The 16,257-nt window shown below is 65.0% G+C and carries 18 protein-coding genes; 10 read left to right on the top strand and 8 right to left on the bottom strand.

The genetic code is table 11. The features are described from left to right. The first annotated feature begins 76 nt into the window (after window positions 1–76). Both KK137_RS13210 and KK137_RS13215 read left to right on the top strand, forming a co-directional pair. Window positions 77–1,270 carry a sensor histidine kinase gene (locus tag KK137_RS13210; RefSeq protein ID WP_214536994.1) on the top strand — a complete coding sequence of 398 codons (1,194 nt, stop codon included), beginning with the start codon at window positions 77–79 and terminating at the stop codon, window positions 1,268–1,270. Between the two features lie 8 nt (window positions 1,271–1,278). After that, the gene (locus KK137_RS13215) at window positions 1,279–2,019 is read left to right on the top strand and encodes a LytR/AlgR family response regulator transcription factor (protein ID WP_214537529.1); all 741 of its coding nucleotides are present in this window, start codon (window positions 1,279–1,281) and stop codon (window positions 2,017–2,019) included. Between the two features lie 35 nt (window positions 2,020–2,054). On the opposite strand, the gene KK137_RS13220 is transcribed toward KK137_RS13215, so the two are convergent. Next, entirely contained in the window at window positions 2,055–2,366 is a 312-nt protein-coding gene (locus KK137_RS13220) for a UrcA family protein (protein WP_214536996.1), read from the bottom strand. Between the two features lie 212 nt (window positions 2,367–2,578). Between KK137_RS13220 and KK137_RS13225 the strand changes: the two genes are divergently transcribed. The 5 genes from KK137_RS13225 to KK137_RS13245 all read left to right on the top strand — a co-directional run bounded on the left by KK137_RS13225 (window position 2,579) and on the right by KK137_RS13245 (window position 6,623). Further along, window positions 2,579–2,845 carry a hypothetical protein gene (locus tag KK137_RS13225; RefSeq protein ID WP_214536997.1) on the top strand — a complete coding sequence of 89 codons (267 nt, stop codon included), beginning with the start codon at window positions 2,579–2,581 and terminating at the stop codon, window positions 2,843–2,845. Then, window positions 2,842–3,738, top strand: a complete 897-nt coding sequence (locus KK137_RS13230) for a diacylglycerol kinase family protein (protein WP_250893857.1) — start codon at window positions 2,842–2,844, stop codon at window positions 3,736–3,738. The genes KK137_RS13225 and KK137_RS13230 overlap by 4 nt, the downstream gene beginning before the upstream one ends. Further along, window positions 3,728–4,597: a metallophosphoesterase family protein gene (locus KK137_RS13235; RefSeq protein ID WP_214536999.1), complete on the top strand. Its 870-nt coding sequence runs from the start codon at window positions 3,728–3,730 to the stop codon at window positions 4,595–4,597. Before KK137_RS13230 ends, KK137_RS13235 begins: the two co-directional genes overlap by 11 nt. Window positions 4,598–4,709: 112 nt before the next feature. Next, window positions 4,710–5,510: a bestrophin-like domain gene (locus KK137_RS13240; RefSeq protein ID WP_214537000.1), complete on the top strand. Its 801-nt coding sequence runs from the start codon at window positions 4,710–4,712 to the stop codon at window positions 5,508–5,510. Between the two features lie 30 nt (window positions 5,511–5,540). Then, on the top strand, window positions 5,541–6,623 hold the full coding sequence (locus KK137_RS13245; RefSeq protein WP_214537002.1) for a winged helix-turn-helix domain-containing protein: 1,083 nt from the start codon (window positions 5,541–5,543) through the stop codon (window positions 6,621–6,623). Between the two features lie 63 nt (window positions 6,624–6,686). On the opposite strand, the gene rpsI is transcribed toward KK137_RS13245, so the two are convergent. The 4 genes from rpsI to KK137_RS13265 form a co-directional block, all read right to left on the bottom strand. Continuing rightward, on the bottom strand, window positions 6,687–7,208 hold the full coding sequence (gene rpsI, locus KK137_RS13250; RefSeq protein WP_214537004.1) for a 30S ribosomal protein S9: 522 nt from the start codon (window positions 7,206–7,208) through the stop codon (window positions 6,687–6,689). Beyond that, entirely contained in the window at window positions 7,208–7,687 is a 480-nt protein-coding gene (rplM, locus tag KK137_RS13255; RefSeq protein ID WP_214537005.1) for a 50S ribosomal protein L13, read from the bottom strand. Before rplM ends, rpsI begins: the two co-directional genes overlap by 1 nt. Window positions 7,688–7,843: 156 nt before the next feature. Then, entirely contained in the window at window positions 7,844–8,161 is a 318-nt protein-coding gene (gene cutA, locus KK137_RS13260; protein ID WP_214537007.1) for a divalent-cation tolerance protein CutA, read from the bottom strand. Then, window positions 8,158–9,222 (bottom strand): COX15/CtaA family protein, encoded by a 1,065-nt coding sequence (locus KK137_RS13265; RefSeq protein WP_214537009.1) that lies wholly within the window; start codon window positions 9,220–9,222, stop codon window positions 8,158–8,160. Before KK137_RS13265 ends, cutA begins: the two co-directional genes overlap by 4 nt. 116 nt (window positions 9,223–9,338) lie before the next feature. Between KK137_RS13265 and KK137_RS13270 the strand changes: the two genes are divergently transcribed. The 3 genes from KK137_RS13270 (at window position 9,339) to KK137_RS13280 (ending at window position 11,330) form a co-directional block, all read left to right on the top strand. Continuing rightward, window positions 9,339–9,710 (top strand): MerC domain-containing protein, encoded by a 372-nt coding sequence (locus KK137_RS13270; protein WP_214537011.1) that lies wholly within the window; start codon window positions 9,339–9,341, stop codon window positions 9,708–9,710. Between the two features lie 18 nt (window positions 9,711–9,728). Further along, window positions 9,729–10,709, top strand: a complete 981-nt coding sequence (thiS, locus tag KK137_RS13275) for a sulfur carrier protein ThiS (RefSeq protein WP_214537013.1) — start codon at window positions 9,729–9,731, stop codon at window positions 10,707–10,709. Window positions 10,710–10,802: 93 nt separating this feature from the next. Then, a complete protein-coding gene (locus tag KK137_RS13280; protein WP_214537015.1) occupies window positions 10,803–11,330 on the top strand; it encodes a hypothetical protein in 528 nt (175 codons plus the stop codon). On the opposite strand, the gene KK137_RS13285 is transcribed toward KK137_RS13280, so the two are convergent. The 3 genes from KK137_RS13285 to KK137_RS13295 form a co-directional block, all read right to left on the bottom strand. After that, window positions 11,327–13,126 carry an AMP-dependent synthetase/ligase gene (locus KK137_RS13285; protein WP_214537016.1) on the bottom strand — a complete coding sequence of 600 codons (1,800 nt, stop codon included), beginning with the start codon at window positions 13,124–13,126 and terminating at the stop codon, window positions 11,327–11,329. The two genes, KK137_RS13280 and KK137_RS13285, sit on opposite strands and share 4 nt — an antisense overlap. An 88-nt stretch (window positions 13,127–13,214) precedes the next feature. After that, window positions 13,215–14,921 (bottom strand): gamma-glutamyltransferase, encoded by a 1,707-nt coding sequence (ggt, locus tag KK137_RS13290; protein ID WP_214537017.1) that lies wholly within the window; start codon window positions 14,919–14,921, stop codon window positions 13,215–13,217. Between the two features lie 10 nt (window positions 14,922–14,931). Next, on the bottom strand, window positions 14,932–15,960 hold the full coding sequence (locus tag KK137_RS13295; protein WP_214537021.1) for a quinone-dependent dihydroorotate dehydrogenase: 1,029 nt from the start codon (window positions 15,958–15,960) through the stop codon (window positions 14,932–14,934). Between the last annotated feature and the right edge of the window lie 297 nt (window positions 15,961–16,257).

Consider the following 16,257-nt stretch of genomic DNA (forward strand, 5'->3'; position numbering starts at 1 on the left):
CGTCGTTCGACCAAGGGGGTACCGCCCTCGACGGCTGGGCTGGCCCTTTTGCCCCTGTGCCCGCTAGACAGGCGGGATGAATGGGGAACGTAGAGACGAATTCAGCGCGCGCGTGCCGTTCAAGACGGTGCTTCTGTCGATCCTCGGCCTGTGGCTGGCGTACTTCCTGCTGACCACGCTTAGGGCCGAGCTTCTCGATCTCGGTTTCGCGATGGAGATGATGTGGCGCCGAGCGATCGCCTGCGCGGCGGGTGTGGTCATCACCCTGGCGCTGTGGCTCGTGTTGCGCATCTTCGACGAGCGGCCCTTGTGGGCCAAGATCGCCGCGGCGCTGCTGGTCTCGCTGCCGGTGGCGGTGGCCATTGCGCAGACCAACCAGCTCATCATGGCCGACCTGGAAAAGCGCGTTTACGAGCGGATGAAGGCCCAAAAGGCGGCGTCGGTCGGCGGCAATATCTTCGCGGAACTGCCGGACCTGGGTGCAGACGAGGCGCCCACCGAAGAATCGACCTCGATTACCCTCGCGACGGCGTGGCAGGACATCACCGAAGTCGCCTTCGGCAGGTACTTCATGATGCTGGCCTGGTGTGCGCTCTATCTCGCGCTGCTAACGGGTGAGCGGGCGACGACGGCTGAGCGACGCGAGGGCGAATATCGGCGCGCGGCCAAGGCGGCAGAGCTGCGCAGCCTGCGCTACCAGGTCAACCCGCATTTCCTGTTCAACACGCTCAATTCGCTGTCGGCCCTGGTCCTTACCGGCAAGACTCAGGCAGCCGAGCGCATGATCCAGACCATTTCGACGTTCTATCGCCGCAGCCTCGCTGACGATCCGACCTCCGATGTGCCGTTGAAGGAGGAATTCGCGCTGCAGAAACTCTATCTCGAGATCGAGGCGGTGCGATTCCCGCATCGGCTACGGGCAGTCTATCAGCTCCCACCGGAGCTGGAGGACACGCGAGTGCCCGGCATGATCCTCCAGCCGCTGGTCGAGAATTCAGTAAAGCATGCCGTTGCGCCGACTTCGGGCCAGGTGACGATCACGCTAGCGGCGCGCGAGGAGTATGGGCGGCTGGTGATCACGGTCTCGGATAATGGGCCGGGCGCCTCAATCGACTGCAAGCCGGGCGCGAACCATAGTATAGGCCTGGCGAACGTCCGGGACCGGTTGGAAGCTCGCTTCGGGACCGAGGCGACGGTCGCCACCGGCCCGACACCGGAAGGGTATACTACGCAGCTGCGGCTACCGCTTCTGCGCAATCTGGAGGGCTGAGTTCGATGATGGGGGATGACGGCGTGCTTCGGACGATGATCGTCGATGACGAGCCGCTGGCGATCGAGCGGATGCAGGTCCTGTGCGCCGAGATGGATCAACTGGCTGTCATCGGCACCGCCAACGATGGCGAGGCCGCCCTGCGCCTGGCGGACAAGCTAAAACCCGACCTGCTCCTGCTCGACATGACCATGCCCGGGATGGACGGCCTCACGCTCGCCCGTCAGCTCGCGAAAAGAACCAATCCCCCGGCGGTCATCTTCGTCACGGCGCACGAGGACTTCGCGGTCGAAGCGTTCGATATCGAAGCGGTCGACTATGTCCTGAAACCCGTTGGAGCGGAAAGGCTCGAACGCGCGATCGATCGGGCAATCGGGCGGCGCGATCGCGTCGTGTCCGAAAACGGGAGCGCCGGTGACTGGCTTACGGAGTTCTGGGTGCCGCACCGGTCCGAGCTGCTGCGGATCGAAGCTGACCAGGTCGAGCGGATCGACGCCGAGCGCGACTATGTCCGGCTACATGTGCAGGATCGCAGCTATCTTTTGTTACAGACGATCGCCGGACTCGAGGGGCGGCTCGATCCTTCGCGGTTCATCCGGATCCACCGTTCCACCATCCTGCGGCGGGATCGCATTCGCGGCCTCAGGCACGAAGGCCTGGGTGTCTGGTGCGCCGAGCTCGAAAACGGCGAGACCTTGCGCATAGGGCGAACCTACCTGCGCAAGGTCAAGGCTATGGCCGGGCGCTGATTGGAGAGGAGCGCCCGGCCCGGGGGGTTCTGTAATCAGCCGCTGGTGCGATCGCCGGTAAGGTGGCTCAGGCTCTGGCCAATCTGCGTGCGGGCGGCGCCGTAGCATTCCCGTGACTCCGAGGTGGAAAGCCGCGAGCCCGTCACCTTCTCGTCCATACCGCAGGCATCGCGAGCGGCCTTGTCCATCCGGCGATCGAGTTCCTTCTGTCCGGCTTCGGTCGAGAGATCGAGGTCCTTGTAGGCGATTGTCACCTTTTGGGTCTGGGTCTCGCCCGCGAAGGCGATGGCCGGAGTGATGAGAGCGGAGGCCGCGGCCAGCGCCAGTGAAATTGTACGAATGGTCATTTGCGGTTCCCCTTCAGGCTGCGCCGCAACTACCGGGACTGAGTGGCGGCTGCGGCGCAAGCAGATAGATACCGCGGGGAACCTCGCCGGTATTGGAGCGCTCGATATAGGACGTGCGTCGTTCGACGGATTTCGACGCTGCCGATGAAGAGTCCAGTCCGATCCACGAACGGCAATTGGCAACCGACGAATGTATCGTCACATTGTGAACAATGGCAATTTTCCTCACTTTTTTGCTCGGCATCGGCAATTTTGCTGTCCACAAGGCGGTCCTTGAAAGCCGTCATCCCTTGCTTGAGCAGCTTCCGGCGATCCTGCGCGGGTTTGGCGGGAGGGCCAGCCTCGGGGTCGAGTTCGTGCTCTTGCTCGGCGTTCTCTTGCTTGCGGCCTATGGCCATCCGGGCTGGGGGTGGGCCTATCTCGGGTACAGCGTGATCAACGGGATATCCGGCTGGCTGATCATCTCGCGTCGCACATGACGGGAACCGCGAGCCGGGGTGTTCGCTTTGGCGCCATGACGAGAAACAACGACATCTGGCTGGTCAACAACGCTTCGAGCGGAAGCAATGACGACACGGCGCTCGCGGCGCTCGAGGAATGCTTCAACGAGCATGGCCTGCGCCTGTGCGGACGCAGCGTGTTTCCGGACGAGGAACTGCCGACGCCAGCCGTCCTCGATGCCGCCGGTGTCGGATGCGTGGCGGTCTTTGCCGGGGACGGCACGATCAACTCATTGATCGCCCGGCTTGAGGGGTGGGGTGGGGCCGTTCTGGTCTTGGCCGGCGGGACGATGAACCTGCTCTACCAGAGGCTCCATGGCGACCGTTCGCTGGAGGACGTCGTCTCGCTTGTCGCTGGGGGCGCCGCCCAAAGACGTCGGCCCGGTGTGATCCGCAGCGAGCTTGGCGATGCGTATGCGGGCTTATTGGCCGGGCCTGGGGCGAGCTGGGGTCGCGTGCGTGAAGCCATGCGTGATGCCAATGTCGCCGAACTCGCCGCCGGGACAGTCGAGGCCATCAACGAGACCCTCGGCGGCGAAATGATCGCCTGCATCGAACCCGGGCTTGGCCGCCGCGAAGGCTATCCTCTGGTCATGCTCACGCCCCATGACTCCGGGATCGAGGTCGACGGCTACTATGCGGAGTCGACCGGTGAATATCTTGAACAGACCTGGGCCTTGCTCAAACGCAATTTCCGCGAAGGACCGCACGATACGCTAGGCGTCGTGCGGTCACTTCGACTGGCGAGCACTCAGGGCAATCCGTTCGGTGTCCTGGTCGACGGCGAGCAGGCCGACGCTCCCGCTTCGGTGGAGTTCAAGCTGGCGGCCTGCGGGGTCGACCTGCTAGCCACCGAGGCCGATGCCCGATAGTCCACTACCCTCCACCCTGCTCTTCCATTTGAGCGACATCCATTTCGGCCTGGAGGACCGGCGCGCACTTGCCTGGGTCGAAGAGGAAATTGCTAATCGGCGGCCGCACGCCGTCGCCATCACCGGCGATTTGACCATGCGCGCACGGCATCGAGAATTCGATGCGGCCACACGCTGGATTCGGTCGTTGGATGTTCCTGTTACCGTCGAGGTAGGCAATCACGACATGCCCTACTTCAATTTGATCGAGCGCTTCTTCGATCCCTATCGCCGCTTCCGCGCCATCGAGGGATTGATCGAGCGAGAGATCGACCTGCCGGGCCTGGCGATCGTTCCGCTCAAGACTGCGGTTAGAGGGCAGCCGCGGTTCAACTGGTCGAAGGGCTGGGTGAGCCAGCCGTCGCTGGCCAAGTGCCTCGCCGCGATCGATGCCTTGCCCAAAGGCGTGAAGGCTCTGGTCACCGCCCATCATCCGCTGCGCGAGGTCGGAACAAAAGGGACGGCGCTGACAATCAATGGCGCGAAGGCTCTCGGCGAATTGGCCCGGCGCCCGGTGCTGGCAGTGCTCAGTGGGCACGTGCACGATCCGTTCGACATTATCGAACAGACGCCGGCAGGGCCGGTCAGGATGATCGGAGCGGGGACGTTGTCGCAACGCATTCGCTCGACCCCGCCCAGCTTCAATGAACTGACCTGGGATGGTGAAACTCTCACGGTCCGGGCGCGCAACCTCGATGAAGTGCCCACCCGGGCGATGCAGATCGACGACGTGCCCGAAAACGCCCTGCCCCCTCGCGGGCCTGGCGAGCCCGTGGCGCCGGTAAACCAGGTTCCCGAGACGGATCCGCCGGTGCACTAGCGCGCCCTCTCCCGAAAAACCCCGATGGCGATGACGGTGCCGCTACCTCACAAGCGGCCAGAATGCTCGCCGCTCGGGGAAACCGCCGATGACCTTGGTCGGGAACTGGATCTTGAGCGAGCCACTCTGGCTTGTCTTCGCTGGACTTCTCGTCTGCCTCGTCTTGAGCGCCCTGCTCGGCTACGTCCTGAGGCGCTGGGTTTCGCCGGACAAAGACGAGAAGTCCGACCAGGAAGGCTATATCTTCTCCGCCGTGATGGGGCTGCTGGCTCTCCTGGTTGGCTTCACCTTTTCGCTGGCCATCGATCGCTTCGACAACCGCCGGACTCAGGTGCTGGAAGAGGCGAATGCGATCGGCACGACCTACCTGCGTGCGCAACTGCTTGAGGAACCTCATAGGACCGAAATCAGCAATCTGCTCATGGCCTATGTCGACAATCGGGTCATGCTAGGAAAGGCCAGACCCGGCCCTGAGGGGTTAGAATTGGCGGCCAGGAGCGACGCCCTCCTCGTCGACTTGTGGAAGGCCACGGTGTCTGCTTATCCCTCGATCGAGGAGACGCCCTTGGCGATAACGTTCGTCAATACGATGAACGAAATGATCGACATGGACGCGGCGCGAAAAGCCGCCCGTCGGACCCACGTTCCGCCGCAGGTCTTCGCCCTGCTTTTCATCTATCAGATCATTACCGCCGGCGTGATCGGCTATGTCATGACGGGCCGAAATGGACGCAAGGTGTCGGCCTTCCTGCTGTTCCTGTTTGCCCTATCGGTGATCCTGATCATCGACCTCGACAGCCCCACGACGGGGTCGATCAGGGAATCGCAACGGCCCATGGAAGACCTTCAACAGTCGTTGCACGCGCAGCCGGCGGGCTCGTATGATCCAGAGCCGGCGCCACAGCCATCTTGAGTTTCTCTCGCCTTGGCCTAGCGTTCGCGCATGGGCGAGGCAGACGACCGGGTGGCCGGCACTTACTTGTTCGACGAGTTCCAGCTCGAACCGCGTAACCGGCGGCTCGCGCGCAAGGGCGTGCCGGTTGAGATCAACGCCCGCTATCTCGATGCCCTCGCCCTTCTGGTTCGCGAGCATGGCCAGCTCGTTTCCAAGGACCGCTTCCTCGACGAGGTATGGCGCGGGATACCGGTGACCGACGAAGCGCTTACCCAGTGCATCAAGACTCTGCGGCGCCACCTGGGCGACGATGCGGCGGCACCTCGGTTCGTAGAGACGGTCCCCAAGCATGGCTACCGCTTCATTGCGGCGGTCGAATGGACCGATGGGGCTGCCAGCGGATTCTCTGCGTCCCCTTCGGTCAACGCGTGGCTGGAGTGGCTGCCGTTCGGCGCCGCGGGCACGCTGGGGGGTGCGTTCGCAGGGCTCATCGGCGGCTTGTTCTATGGGCTCAGTGGAACGTCCACGCCACTGCAACCGGGAATGGGAGCCACTTCGGTATTGCTCGTGCTGACCACACTCACGGTGGTGATCGCGGTTCTCGGGGCGGCGGGGGTGAGCTTCGGCATGGCGGCAGCCGGCTACGCTTCGGGAAGCCCCTGGCGCTGGGCCCCTGCCGGAGGCGCCCTTGGCGGGCTGCTCGTCGGCGCCATCGTCAAGTTGCTCGGGCTCGACGCGTTCAACCTGCTGTTCGGGCAATCGCCGGGCAACATTACGGGCGCGCCCGAGGGCTTGTTGCTGGGCGGTGCCGTCGGGGTTGGCGCCTGGCTCGCCGGGCGATCGCGCCAACCGGGCCTGCGCCAGGGCGCTGGCATCGCCGCGCTGACCGGCGGACTGGCCGGCGTCCTCATCACCTTGCTTGGCGGGCATATGATGGGCGGCAGCCTCGATCTGCTGGCCCGAAGCTTGCCGGATTCGCGCCTGACGCTCGATCCGATCGGGTCGCTGTTTGGCGAACACGGCTTTGGGCCGGTGAGCCACGCCGTGACCGGTGGTTTGGAAGGCGCCCTGTTCGGCGGCTGCGTGGTTGGGGCGATGATCCTGGCCCATCGGGCCTTGGCAGAATCCTGAGCGGCCAAACAAAAAGGGCGGCCCCGCAGGACCGCCCTTTTCGCTTGTTCGGTATCGAACCGCTTAGCGCTTCGAGAACTGGAAGCTGCGGCGGGCCTTGGCGCGGCCGTACTTCTTACGCTCGACCGTGCGGCTGTCGCGGGTCAGGAAGCCGGCGGCCTTGACCGTGGAGCGCAGGGCCGGCTCGTACTTGGCGAGAGCCTGGCTGATGCCATGCTTGACCGCGCCGGCCTGGCCGGAGAGGCCGCCGCCCTTGACGGTCGCGATGACATCGTACTGGCCTTCACGGCCCGCGATGGCGAACGGCTGGTTGATCACCAGGCGCAGCGTCGGACGGGCGAAGTAGACTTCCTGTTCGCGGCCATTGACCACGACCTTGCCGCTGCCGGGCTTGAGCCACACGCGCGCCACGGCATCCTTGCGTCGGCCGGTCGCGTAAGCACGGCCCTGCTTGTCCAGCTCCTGCTCGCGCAGGATGGCCGGGGTCGAAGGAGCGGCAGCGACCGGAGCGGCGTCGGCGACGGCGAGCGTGTTGAGCTCGGCCAGATCGGAGACGGTCTGGGTATCGTTGTTTTCGGTAGCCATTATGCGGCAGCCTTGTTCTTGCGGTTCAGCGAAGCGACGTCGAGCGGCTGGGGCTGGGTGCCACCATGCGGATGCTCGGTGCCGGCGTAGAGGTGCAGCGCCTTCATCTGCTGACGGCCCAGCGGACCGCGCGGGATCATGCGTTCGACTGCCTTTTCCAGCACGCGCTCGGGGAAGCGGCCGTCGAGGACCTTGTCCGCCGTCACGGCCTTGATGCCGCCGGCATAGCCGGTGTGCTTGTAGTAGGTCTTTTCGTCGCGCTTGTTGCCCGTGAAACGGACCTTCTCGACGTTGATGACCACGACATGGTCACCGCAATCGACGTGCGGCGTGAAGCTCGGCTTGTGCTTGCCGCGCAGGTGGTTGGCGACGATCACGGCGAGACGGCCGACGACCAGTCCCTCTGCATCGATCAGGTGCCACTTCTTTTCGACCTCGGCCGGCTTGATCGACCGGGTGATCTTGGTGAGCGCCTTCATGGCGGTGTGTCCTTATTACGAATAGGTTTCGCTCAGCCGGATTCGCTCCGGCCCTCGCGAAGAGCGGGCCATTTGTCGTTTGAGCCCCTGTAAGTCAAGCAATCCGCGCCTTTGCTGAGAGGTAAAATAATACCGCCTCACAAAGGTGGGGGCGATTCAGTCCCCACGAACCAGGGCCCGCAGCCACTCCGCAGTCGGTTTCGCAGCGGTGTCAGTACGCCAGCCGAGGACCGCCGGGACTTCGTAGGGATGGATTTCCGCCAGCCGTGCCGTCGCCTGGTCGAGCAAGGCGGCATCGGTCTTGAACAGGACACCAACCTCGACGCTTTCCGCGGTATCTCCCCGCCACGAATAGATCGACCGCATCGGAGGCAGAATGTTGGCGCAAGCGATAAGCTTCTCTTCGAGTAGCTGGCGCGCCGCGGCCTCGGCGCTGGCTTCGTCCGCGAAGGGAGACCAGATCAGCGCGCTCAAGGTCGGCGGCCTACCGCGTGCGCTCCCCAGGCCGTGGCGGCCACGAGCAAGGCGCCCACTAGTTGGTGCAGCACCGCCAGCCACAACGCGACGCCGGTCATGACCGTCGCAATGCCTAGCAGGATCTGCGTGCCGAAAGCCGAATGGATCGCCACGGAGGCCTGGCGCACGCCCAGGGCACGGACCTTGCGGGACAGGACGAGCAGCGCGGCCACCGCCACCCAGGCCCACCAGCGATGGAGGAAATGGAGCAGATAAGGATCATGCGTCAGCGCCCAGCCAAAGCCCTTGGACCAGTCGACCTCGGGGAACAGGCGCCCTTGCATGAGCGGCCAGGTGTCGGACGCAAGCCCGGCATTGAGTCCCGCCACCCAGGCGCCGAGCAAGAGTTGCACAAACACGATGAGTCCGGTGAGAGCCGCGAAGCCCGTCAGGCGCGCGGGTCGCGCTGCCGGATTGCGGTCTAGCTGGATCAGGTCGAGCGCGGTCCATACGAGGCCGGCCAGTGTGAACAAGGCGGTGATCAGATGGATCGAGAGCCAGAAGTGGCTGACGTCGGTCACCTTCTCCGACAGGCCCGAGCGGACCATGTACCAGCCGAACACACCCTGCAGCCCGCCAAGCGCCAGCAGCGCCAGCAGGCGTGGCTTATAGCCCTTGGGGATCGCACCCCTGATCCAGTACCACGCCAGCGGCAGCGCGAAAGCGAGGCCTATCAGGCGACCGAGCAGCCGATGGGACCACTCCCAGAAGTAGATGAACTTGTAGTCGCTCAGGGTCATCCCGGCCGGGCCGTTGATCTGGCGGTATTCGCCGATGCGCTTGTAGCCTTCGAACTCCGCTTGCCACTGTGCCTCGCTCAGCGGAGGCAGGGCGCCGGTCACGGGCTTCCATTCGGTGATCGAGAGACCGCTCTCGGTCAGGCGGGTGATGCCGCCCACCGCGATCATGAGGACCACGAGCACAGCTACAGCCAGCAGCCAGCGAGCCAGGGCCAGCACGCGAACGGACCGGACGCGGGGGGCGATGTCCCCAGCCGGATTCTCTACCTGAACGACCATGAGCAGGCCCCCTGCTCCCGCGTAAGGCAAAGCGCAAGCCTCGCGCGACGAACGGCGGCGCGGCGACGCGCCTTGGGGGTTGCGCAACGTTATATAGTTACATAGATGGGGCCGCGATGGGTCACACTATTCCTTGGATTCGCGGACGGCTCGACCGCGTCGGCATGGTCCTTTCGGGGCTGTGCGCTGTGCATTGCGTGCTCGGCATCGTCATCGTTGCGGGCCTGGGCCTCGGCGGTGGGATGTTCCTCGATCCGATGGTGCATCGCATTGGCCTGCTCCTGGCGACGGTCATTGCCGGCGTTGCGATTGGCATCGGCGCCATCCAACATCGCCGAGCCGCGCCCTTCGTGGTGGCAATGGTGGGACTGACCTTCATGGGCGGTGCGCTCGCGGTCGATCACGGCATTGAAGAGGCTGTGCTGACGATCATTGGCGTGATTCTCGTCGCCGCCGGGCACACGCTCAACTTGCGCAAGCACGCTTAGGCGTTATCTGCGCGGGGCATGACCGCGCCTCTCAACCTCACCATCAACGGCGAGCCGCGCCGTTCCGCCGCCTCCACCATCGCGGAGCTCGTCACCGAGCTCGGCCTTAAGCCGGAGAAAGTCGCGGTCGAGCACAACGGCGTCATCGCGCCGCGCTCGACTCTGGGAGGAGTGGCCCTGGCCGATGGCGACGTGCTGGAGATCGTGCACTTCGTCGGCGGCGGTTCGGATAATGACACCTGGACGGTCGCCGGCCGCACTTTCCGCTCACGCCTGATCGTCGGCACCGGAAAGTACAAGGACTTCGCGGAGAACGCCGCGGCCTTGGAAGCGAGCGGGGCGGAGATTGTCACCGTCGCGGTGCGCCGGGTCAACGTGTCCGATCCCTCGGCACCGATGCTGACCGACTTCATCGACCCCAAGAAGATCACCTACCTGCCCAACACCGCCGGTTGCTTCACCGCCGAAGACGCGATCCGCACCCTCCGCCTGGCACGTGAGGCTGGCGGCTGGGACCTGGTGAAGCTCGAAGTGCTGGGTGAAGCGCGCACGCTCTATCCCGACATGCGTGAGACCCTGCGGGCGACGGAGATTCTCGCGAATGAGGGTTTCAAGCCGATGGTCTACAGCACCGACGATCCGATTGCCGCCAAGCAGCTTGAAGAAGCAGGCGCAGTAGCGATCATGCCGCTCGGTGCGCCGATCGGTTCGGGCCTCGGCATTCAGAACCGGGTGACGATCCGTCTTATCGTCGAAGGCGCCAAGGTGCCGGTCCTGGTCGACGCAGGTGTCGGCACGGCGAGCGACGCCGCGGTGGCTATGGAGCTCGGCTGCGATGGTGTCCTGATGAACACTGCGATCGCCGAGGCCAAGGATCCCATCAGGATGGCCCGCGCGATGAAGCTCGCCGTCCAGGCTGGCCGCGACGCGTACCTCGCCGGGCGCATGGCAACGCGCAAGTACGCCGACCCGAGCAGCCCCCTTGCGGGCTTGATCTAAAAAAGCCCCGAGCCAGCCAGCGGAGGATTTCCGCACCGCCCTTTGCGGATCGTTAACCAACATCGGTGACACTCCCGTCGAAAGGGGGCTGTCATGGCCAAGACCGGGACCGCATCACTGACCATTGCCGAGCTGCGCGAGTTCGCCAGCTTTACCGAAGAGGAACAGCTCTTCATCGAGCGTTCGCTCGATATCGGCCTCGGCCGGGGCGACGCCTTCAAACTCTGGTCACGCAAGTCCGGAGACATGGGCTCGATCCGGGCGCAATACCTCGCCTATCGTGAATTGCGGGCCCTTCGCGACGCGATCCCCTGTGGAACCTCGATGGAAGGCGTGCAGGACTTCATGGGTCCGCTGACCCGAGTCACCGCACTCGACCTGGCGCAGGAGCAGCTGTCCAGCTTCTCCTCCTACCGCTTTCTCTACGAACGGCTGCTGGGCGCCAGGGCTCGCCCATGGCTTCCGTCCGCTTTCTGTGGAGCAGCTGCCCTGCCGCAGATTCGCCCGGCCCGCCGCAAGATGCTGCTCCAATCGCTCAGCGAAGCCGCCGCCACTGCGCCCGGCTGGTCCGACCGCGAGCCTTGCTTCTATCCCGAGAAGGTCGAAGCCGAGGCCGCTTAACCCTTATACAACCCGTCGATCCGGTCCCCATACCGCTCCCGGATCTTGTGGCGGCGGATCTTGAGGCTCGGGGTCATTTCCCCGTTCTCGATCGTGAACGGCTCGTCGGCGAAGGTGAACTGGCGAACTTTCTCCGTCACCGAGAGATCGTGGTTCACGCGGTCGATCGCCGTGCGCACAGCGCTGCGGAAGGCGGGGAGTTGCTGAAGCCGGTCGATGTCTAGCTTTTCGCCGTTCTCCTTCGCCCAGCGGAACGACCAGTCGCAATCGGGCACGACCAGCCCCACGACGTAGGGGCGCTTGTCGCCGTTCACCATTGCCTGGGAGATCTCCGGCTGTAGCGTCAGCATGCCTTCGAGCTTCTGGGGGGCGATATTGTCGCCCTTGTCGTTGACGATGATGTCTTTCTTGCGGTCGGTGATGACGATCCGTCCGCCGTCGTCGAGGTGGCCGATGTCGCCGGTGTGCAGCCAGCCGTCGATGATCGTCTTCGCGGTCTCGGCGGGATTGTGCCAATAGCCGAGCATGACCAGCTCGCCACGGACGAGGATCTCGCCATCCTCCGCTATCCTGACCTCGACACCGCGCAAGGGCGGTCCCACGGTAGCCAGGCGAATGCCGGCCGAAGGGTAGTTGCAGCTCACCACCGGGGCGCTTTCGGTCTGGCCATAGCCCTGGAGCATGACCAGGCCCATCGATTCGAAGAACGCTCCGACCTCTGGATTGAGCGGCGCTCCGCCCGAAACCAGCGCCTTGATCCGCCCGCCGAAACGCTGCCTGATCTTGGGTCGCAACGTCGCGTCGAGCAGGCGTTCGACCGGCCAGTCACTCAACCGGCGCATTCCGGCCGCCCGCCGCTCGGCCAGGTTGAGCGCCTGGTCCAGCAGGAACTGCGCGAACCGGCCCTGCTTCTCCACTTGCTTGACGATGCGGCCACGCAGCATCTCGAACAGGCGGGGCACCACGACCATGAAGGTCGGCTTGGCTTCCTCGATATTGCTGCCAAGTTTGTCGAGCCCTTCGGCAAACCAGATGTCGGCGCCAAGGCCGATCGGCAGGAACAGGCCCGCCGTGTGTTCGAGCGCATGACTCAGCGGCAGGAAGGAAAGAAAGCGTTCTTCGCCCCAGCCGAAGTCTCCCGCGAGCACTTCGGCCGCACCTTCGACGTTGCACAGGATCGCGCCGTGATGGAGCAGGACGCCGCGAGGCGCACCGCTGGTGCCACTGGTGTAGATGATGCACGCGGGATCGCGCCGCCCGATCCCGGCGATACGCGCCTCCACCGCCGCTCGGGCCGCGGCACCGTCCCCTTCGATGAGGTCCCCCCATTGGTGGACCTCGAAGTCGGCTTGCCCTGCGCGCAACGGTTCCATGGCAATCACCTGGCGGGCGATGCCTGAGCGGACGATCGCGGGCAGCAGCGGTTCGGCCAGCTTGCGGCTGGAGACGATCACTGCCTTGGCCCCCGAGTTATCGAGGATGTGCAGGTGATCGCGCTCGGTATTGGTAGTGTAGGCCGGGGTGGTGATGCAGCCGGCGGCCATGATCGCCAGATCCGCTATCGCCCATTCGGGCCGGTTTTCGGCCACCAGTACCACCCGGTCCCCGTCCTTGAGCCCCATCGATCGCAGTGATTCCGCCAGCAGGCACACCTGGCGCGCCGCTTCGGTCCAGCTGATCGAGGTCCAGGCACCTTCGATCTTCGCGGTCAGGAACGGGCGTTGGCCCAACTCGTCAGCACGGGTGAAAAATAGCCGGACGAGATTCGGCGCGGACGCGAAATCGGTAAGCTGCATTCGCGTCTCCTATCCCCTTTACCGGTTTTTCCGGCTTGTCGATGACCCGTTGGTTACGGTGCCCAGGACAAAGCGGCAAGAGAGCGTCTTACTCGCCGATCGCCGTTCCCTCGCTGCGCGGATCGGCCGCCCCCGCCCATCCGGTGGCGGTGCGTTGCGCGCCGTTCGTCTTGAGCGGCAGGCTGCGCGTCGCGATCTGCACGTGGCCGAGCGCCTGAAGTTGCGGGATCATCGGAACCAGCGCGCTGCCTTCTTCAGCGCTTAACTGGTCGCCCGGTGCAAACAGCACGGGCAGGGCAATCGCCTGGTCGAGCGGGAGGCCGAAGTCGATCACGCCGATCAGTGCGCGGGCGACTTGCACCGGGATCGTCGCTCCACCGGCCGCGCCGACGACCAATACCAGTTTGTCTTGGGCATCGTACACCAGCGTCGGCGCCATCGAGCTTCGGGGCCGCTTGCCCCCCTCGACGCGGTTGGCGACTGGGCGGCCGTCGACCGTTGGGACGAAGCTGAAATCGGTCAGTTCGTTGTTGAGGTAGTAACCGCCGACCATGATGCCCGAACCGAACGAGCCTTCGACGGTCGAGGTGTAGCTGACGGCGCTGCCTTCACGGTCCACGGCGACGAAGTGCGAGGTTCCGTGCTCTTCCGGCTCGGCGCCGTCGGGCGGAGCGAGAGCGAGACCACGCGGGGTTCCGGCGGTGACCTGGGCCAGGGTGCTGTTCGGATCGATCAGCGCGCCGCGCCCGGCGAGATAGTCGGGCTCCATCAAACCTTCCGCCGGAACCGATACGAAGTCGGGATCTGCGAGGTATCGCTCTCTGTCGGCGAAGGCGAGACGCTGCGATTCGGCGAAGAGATGCCAGAAGACCGGCGAGTCCTTGCCCAGCGCTCCGAGATCGAACCGTTCGAGTTGCTTGAGGATGGCGTAGACGGTCGTCGCGCCGGACGAAGGCGGGCCCATCCCGCAAATGCGATAGCCGCGATAGGGGCCGCAGAGTTCCGGGCGGTCCTTGGCCTGATAGGCGGCCACATCGGCGACGGTCATCGCTCCGGGGCGTGGGGTTTCGGCGGCAACTTCGGCGGCAATCTGGGCGGCGTTGGCCCCGCTGTAAAACCACTCCGGACCCTGTTCGGCGAGCCGCTGAAGCGTTTCGGCCAAGGCAGGATTGTGCAGCACCGTACCCACAGGCAACGCTTCGCCCGAGGCATCGTAGAAGATGGTCAGCCCTTCGGGCTGGTGAGCCGCACGGTTCTTCGACTGGACCAGGAACTGCCGACCCCGCTCGCTCAACACCCAACCGTCGCGCGCCAGCTTGATGGCCGGCTGAAAGAGAGTGGCCCAGGGGAGCTTGCCGTAACGCTCATGCGCTTGGGCGGCGAGGCTGACGTTGCCCGGCACGCCGACGCTGAGGCCGGAGATGACGGCTGTCATAAAGGACAACGGCTTGCCCTCGGCGTCGAGGAACCACTGCGGGTCGGCGCCTGACGGAGCTGATTCGCGGCCATCGAGTGTCTCGATCTCGCCGTTTGACGAGCTGTGCATCATGAAGCCGCCGCCGCCGATCCCGGAGCTTTGTGGTTCGACTACGGTCAAGGCCAGCATCGTCGCTATGGCGGCGTCCGTGGCGCTTCCGCCCTGGCGAAGCATGGCGACGCCGGCCTCAGCGGCACGCGGGTCGGCAGCGCTGACCACACCGGCAGTTGCGGTTTCAGGCTCTTTGGCAGGGGCGGGAACGGTGGCGCAGGCGCCGAGCAACAGCGCGGCGAGCGGGATCAGGAGACGATTGGGCATCACCTGACTGCTATTCGCTTCCCACTGCCTCGGCAATGGAGCCGAAGCCATCGCGCCGCAAAAGGGTTTCGAGGCCGCTGACCACTCGGCGCGCAAGGCCCGGCCCTTCGTAGACCATGGCGCTATAGAGCTGCACGAGGCTCGCCCCCGCTCGGATGCGCTGCCAGGCGTCTTCGGCCGTGGCGATACCGCCGACGCCGATCAACGGCAGCGCGCCGCCGGTGGCCTTGCGGAAATCACGCACGCGCTGCAGCGCCAGCTGCTTCAGCGGCGCTCCCGAAAGTCCACCGGTTTCGCCGGCCTGGCTCGAACGCAGCGGCGGGCGAGAGATCGTGGTGTTGGACACGATCAGCGCGCCGAGTTTCTTGTCGAGCGCGATGCGGGCAATGGCCTCGATGTCGGCGGGCTCCAGATCGGGCGCGACCTTGAGGAATACCGGCGGCCCGGCGTCCCCGCGCGAGTCCAGCACGGCGTCGAGCAAGGCCGTCAGCGCGCCCTCGTCCTGCAGCGCTCGTAGACCCGGGGTATTTGGACTGGAGATATTGACCGCGAGGTAGGAGGCCAGCGGCGCCATGAGCTGTGTCATCTGCGCATAGTCGGCGACGCGATCGGACGAATCCTTGTTGGCACCGATGTTGATGCCCACCACGCCGGGGCGACCCTGGCGCACGAGCAGGCGCGCCGCCGCCGCCGGCCCACCGCCGTTGTTGAACCCCATGCGGTTGATCACCGCGCGGTCCTCGGTCAGCCGGAAAAGGCGAGGCTTCGGATTCCCCGCTTGGGGCCGGGGCGTAATCGAGCCGACCTCGACGAAGCCGAATCCCTGACCGAGCAAGGCATCGGGCACTTCGCCGTCCTTGTCGAAGCCGGCTGCCATTCCCAGCGGATTGGGGAAGGTCAGCCCCGCGACTCGGGTCTCCAGCGGTCCGCCGGGCGCGGCCGGCTTGCCTGGCAGAAACCGGACGCCGGCAATCGCCAGGCGATGTGCGCGTTCTGGGTCGAGGGCGTAGATGGCGGGGCGGGCAAGGCGAAAAAACACGGCCTGAGCCTATGGCAGCGACGCGGTTGCCTGTCGATGCGTGGCTTACGCAGAGTTGTGGCGCGATCCAGACACAGCGCAATTTTTGAACACCGTGTCGCATTCCTACAAGATTCGCCCTCGGACGGTGCCTATTAGACCCTTGCGACCCGAAGGGCTCGAAGCAGCGATGCGACGAGTTCTCGACTTTCCAAGGGCGGCCTTTCGGGGCCGCCCCTTTTTTTGTGTCCCACAAAGCCACGCTTGTTTGAAATCCGCGCACCGGCGACTTAAGTGAAATCGGAGCGAATCACTCCG

This window comes from Croceibacterium selenioxidans (assembly GCF_018599195.1).
Classification (GTDB): Bacteria; Pseudomonadota; Alphaproteobacteria; order Sphingomonadales; family Sphingomonadaceae; genus Croceibacterium_A; species Croceibacterium_A selenioxidans.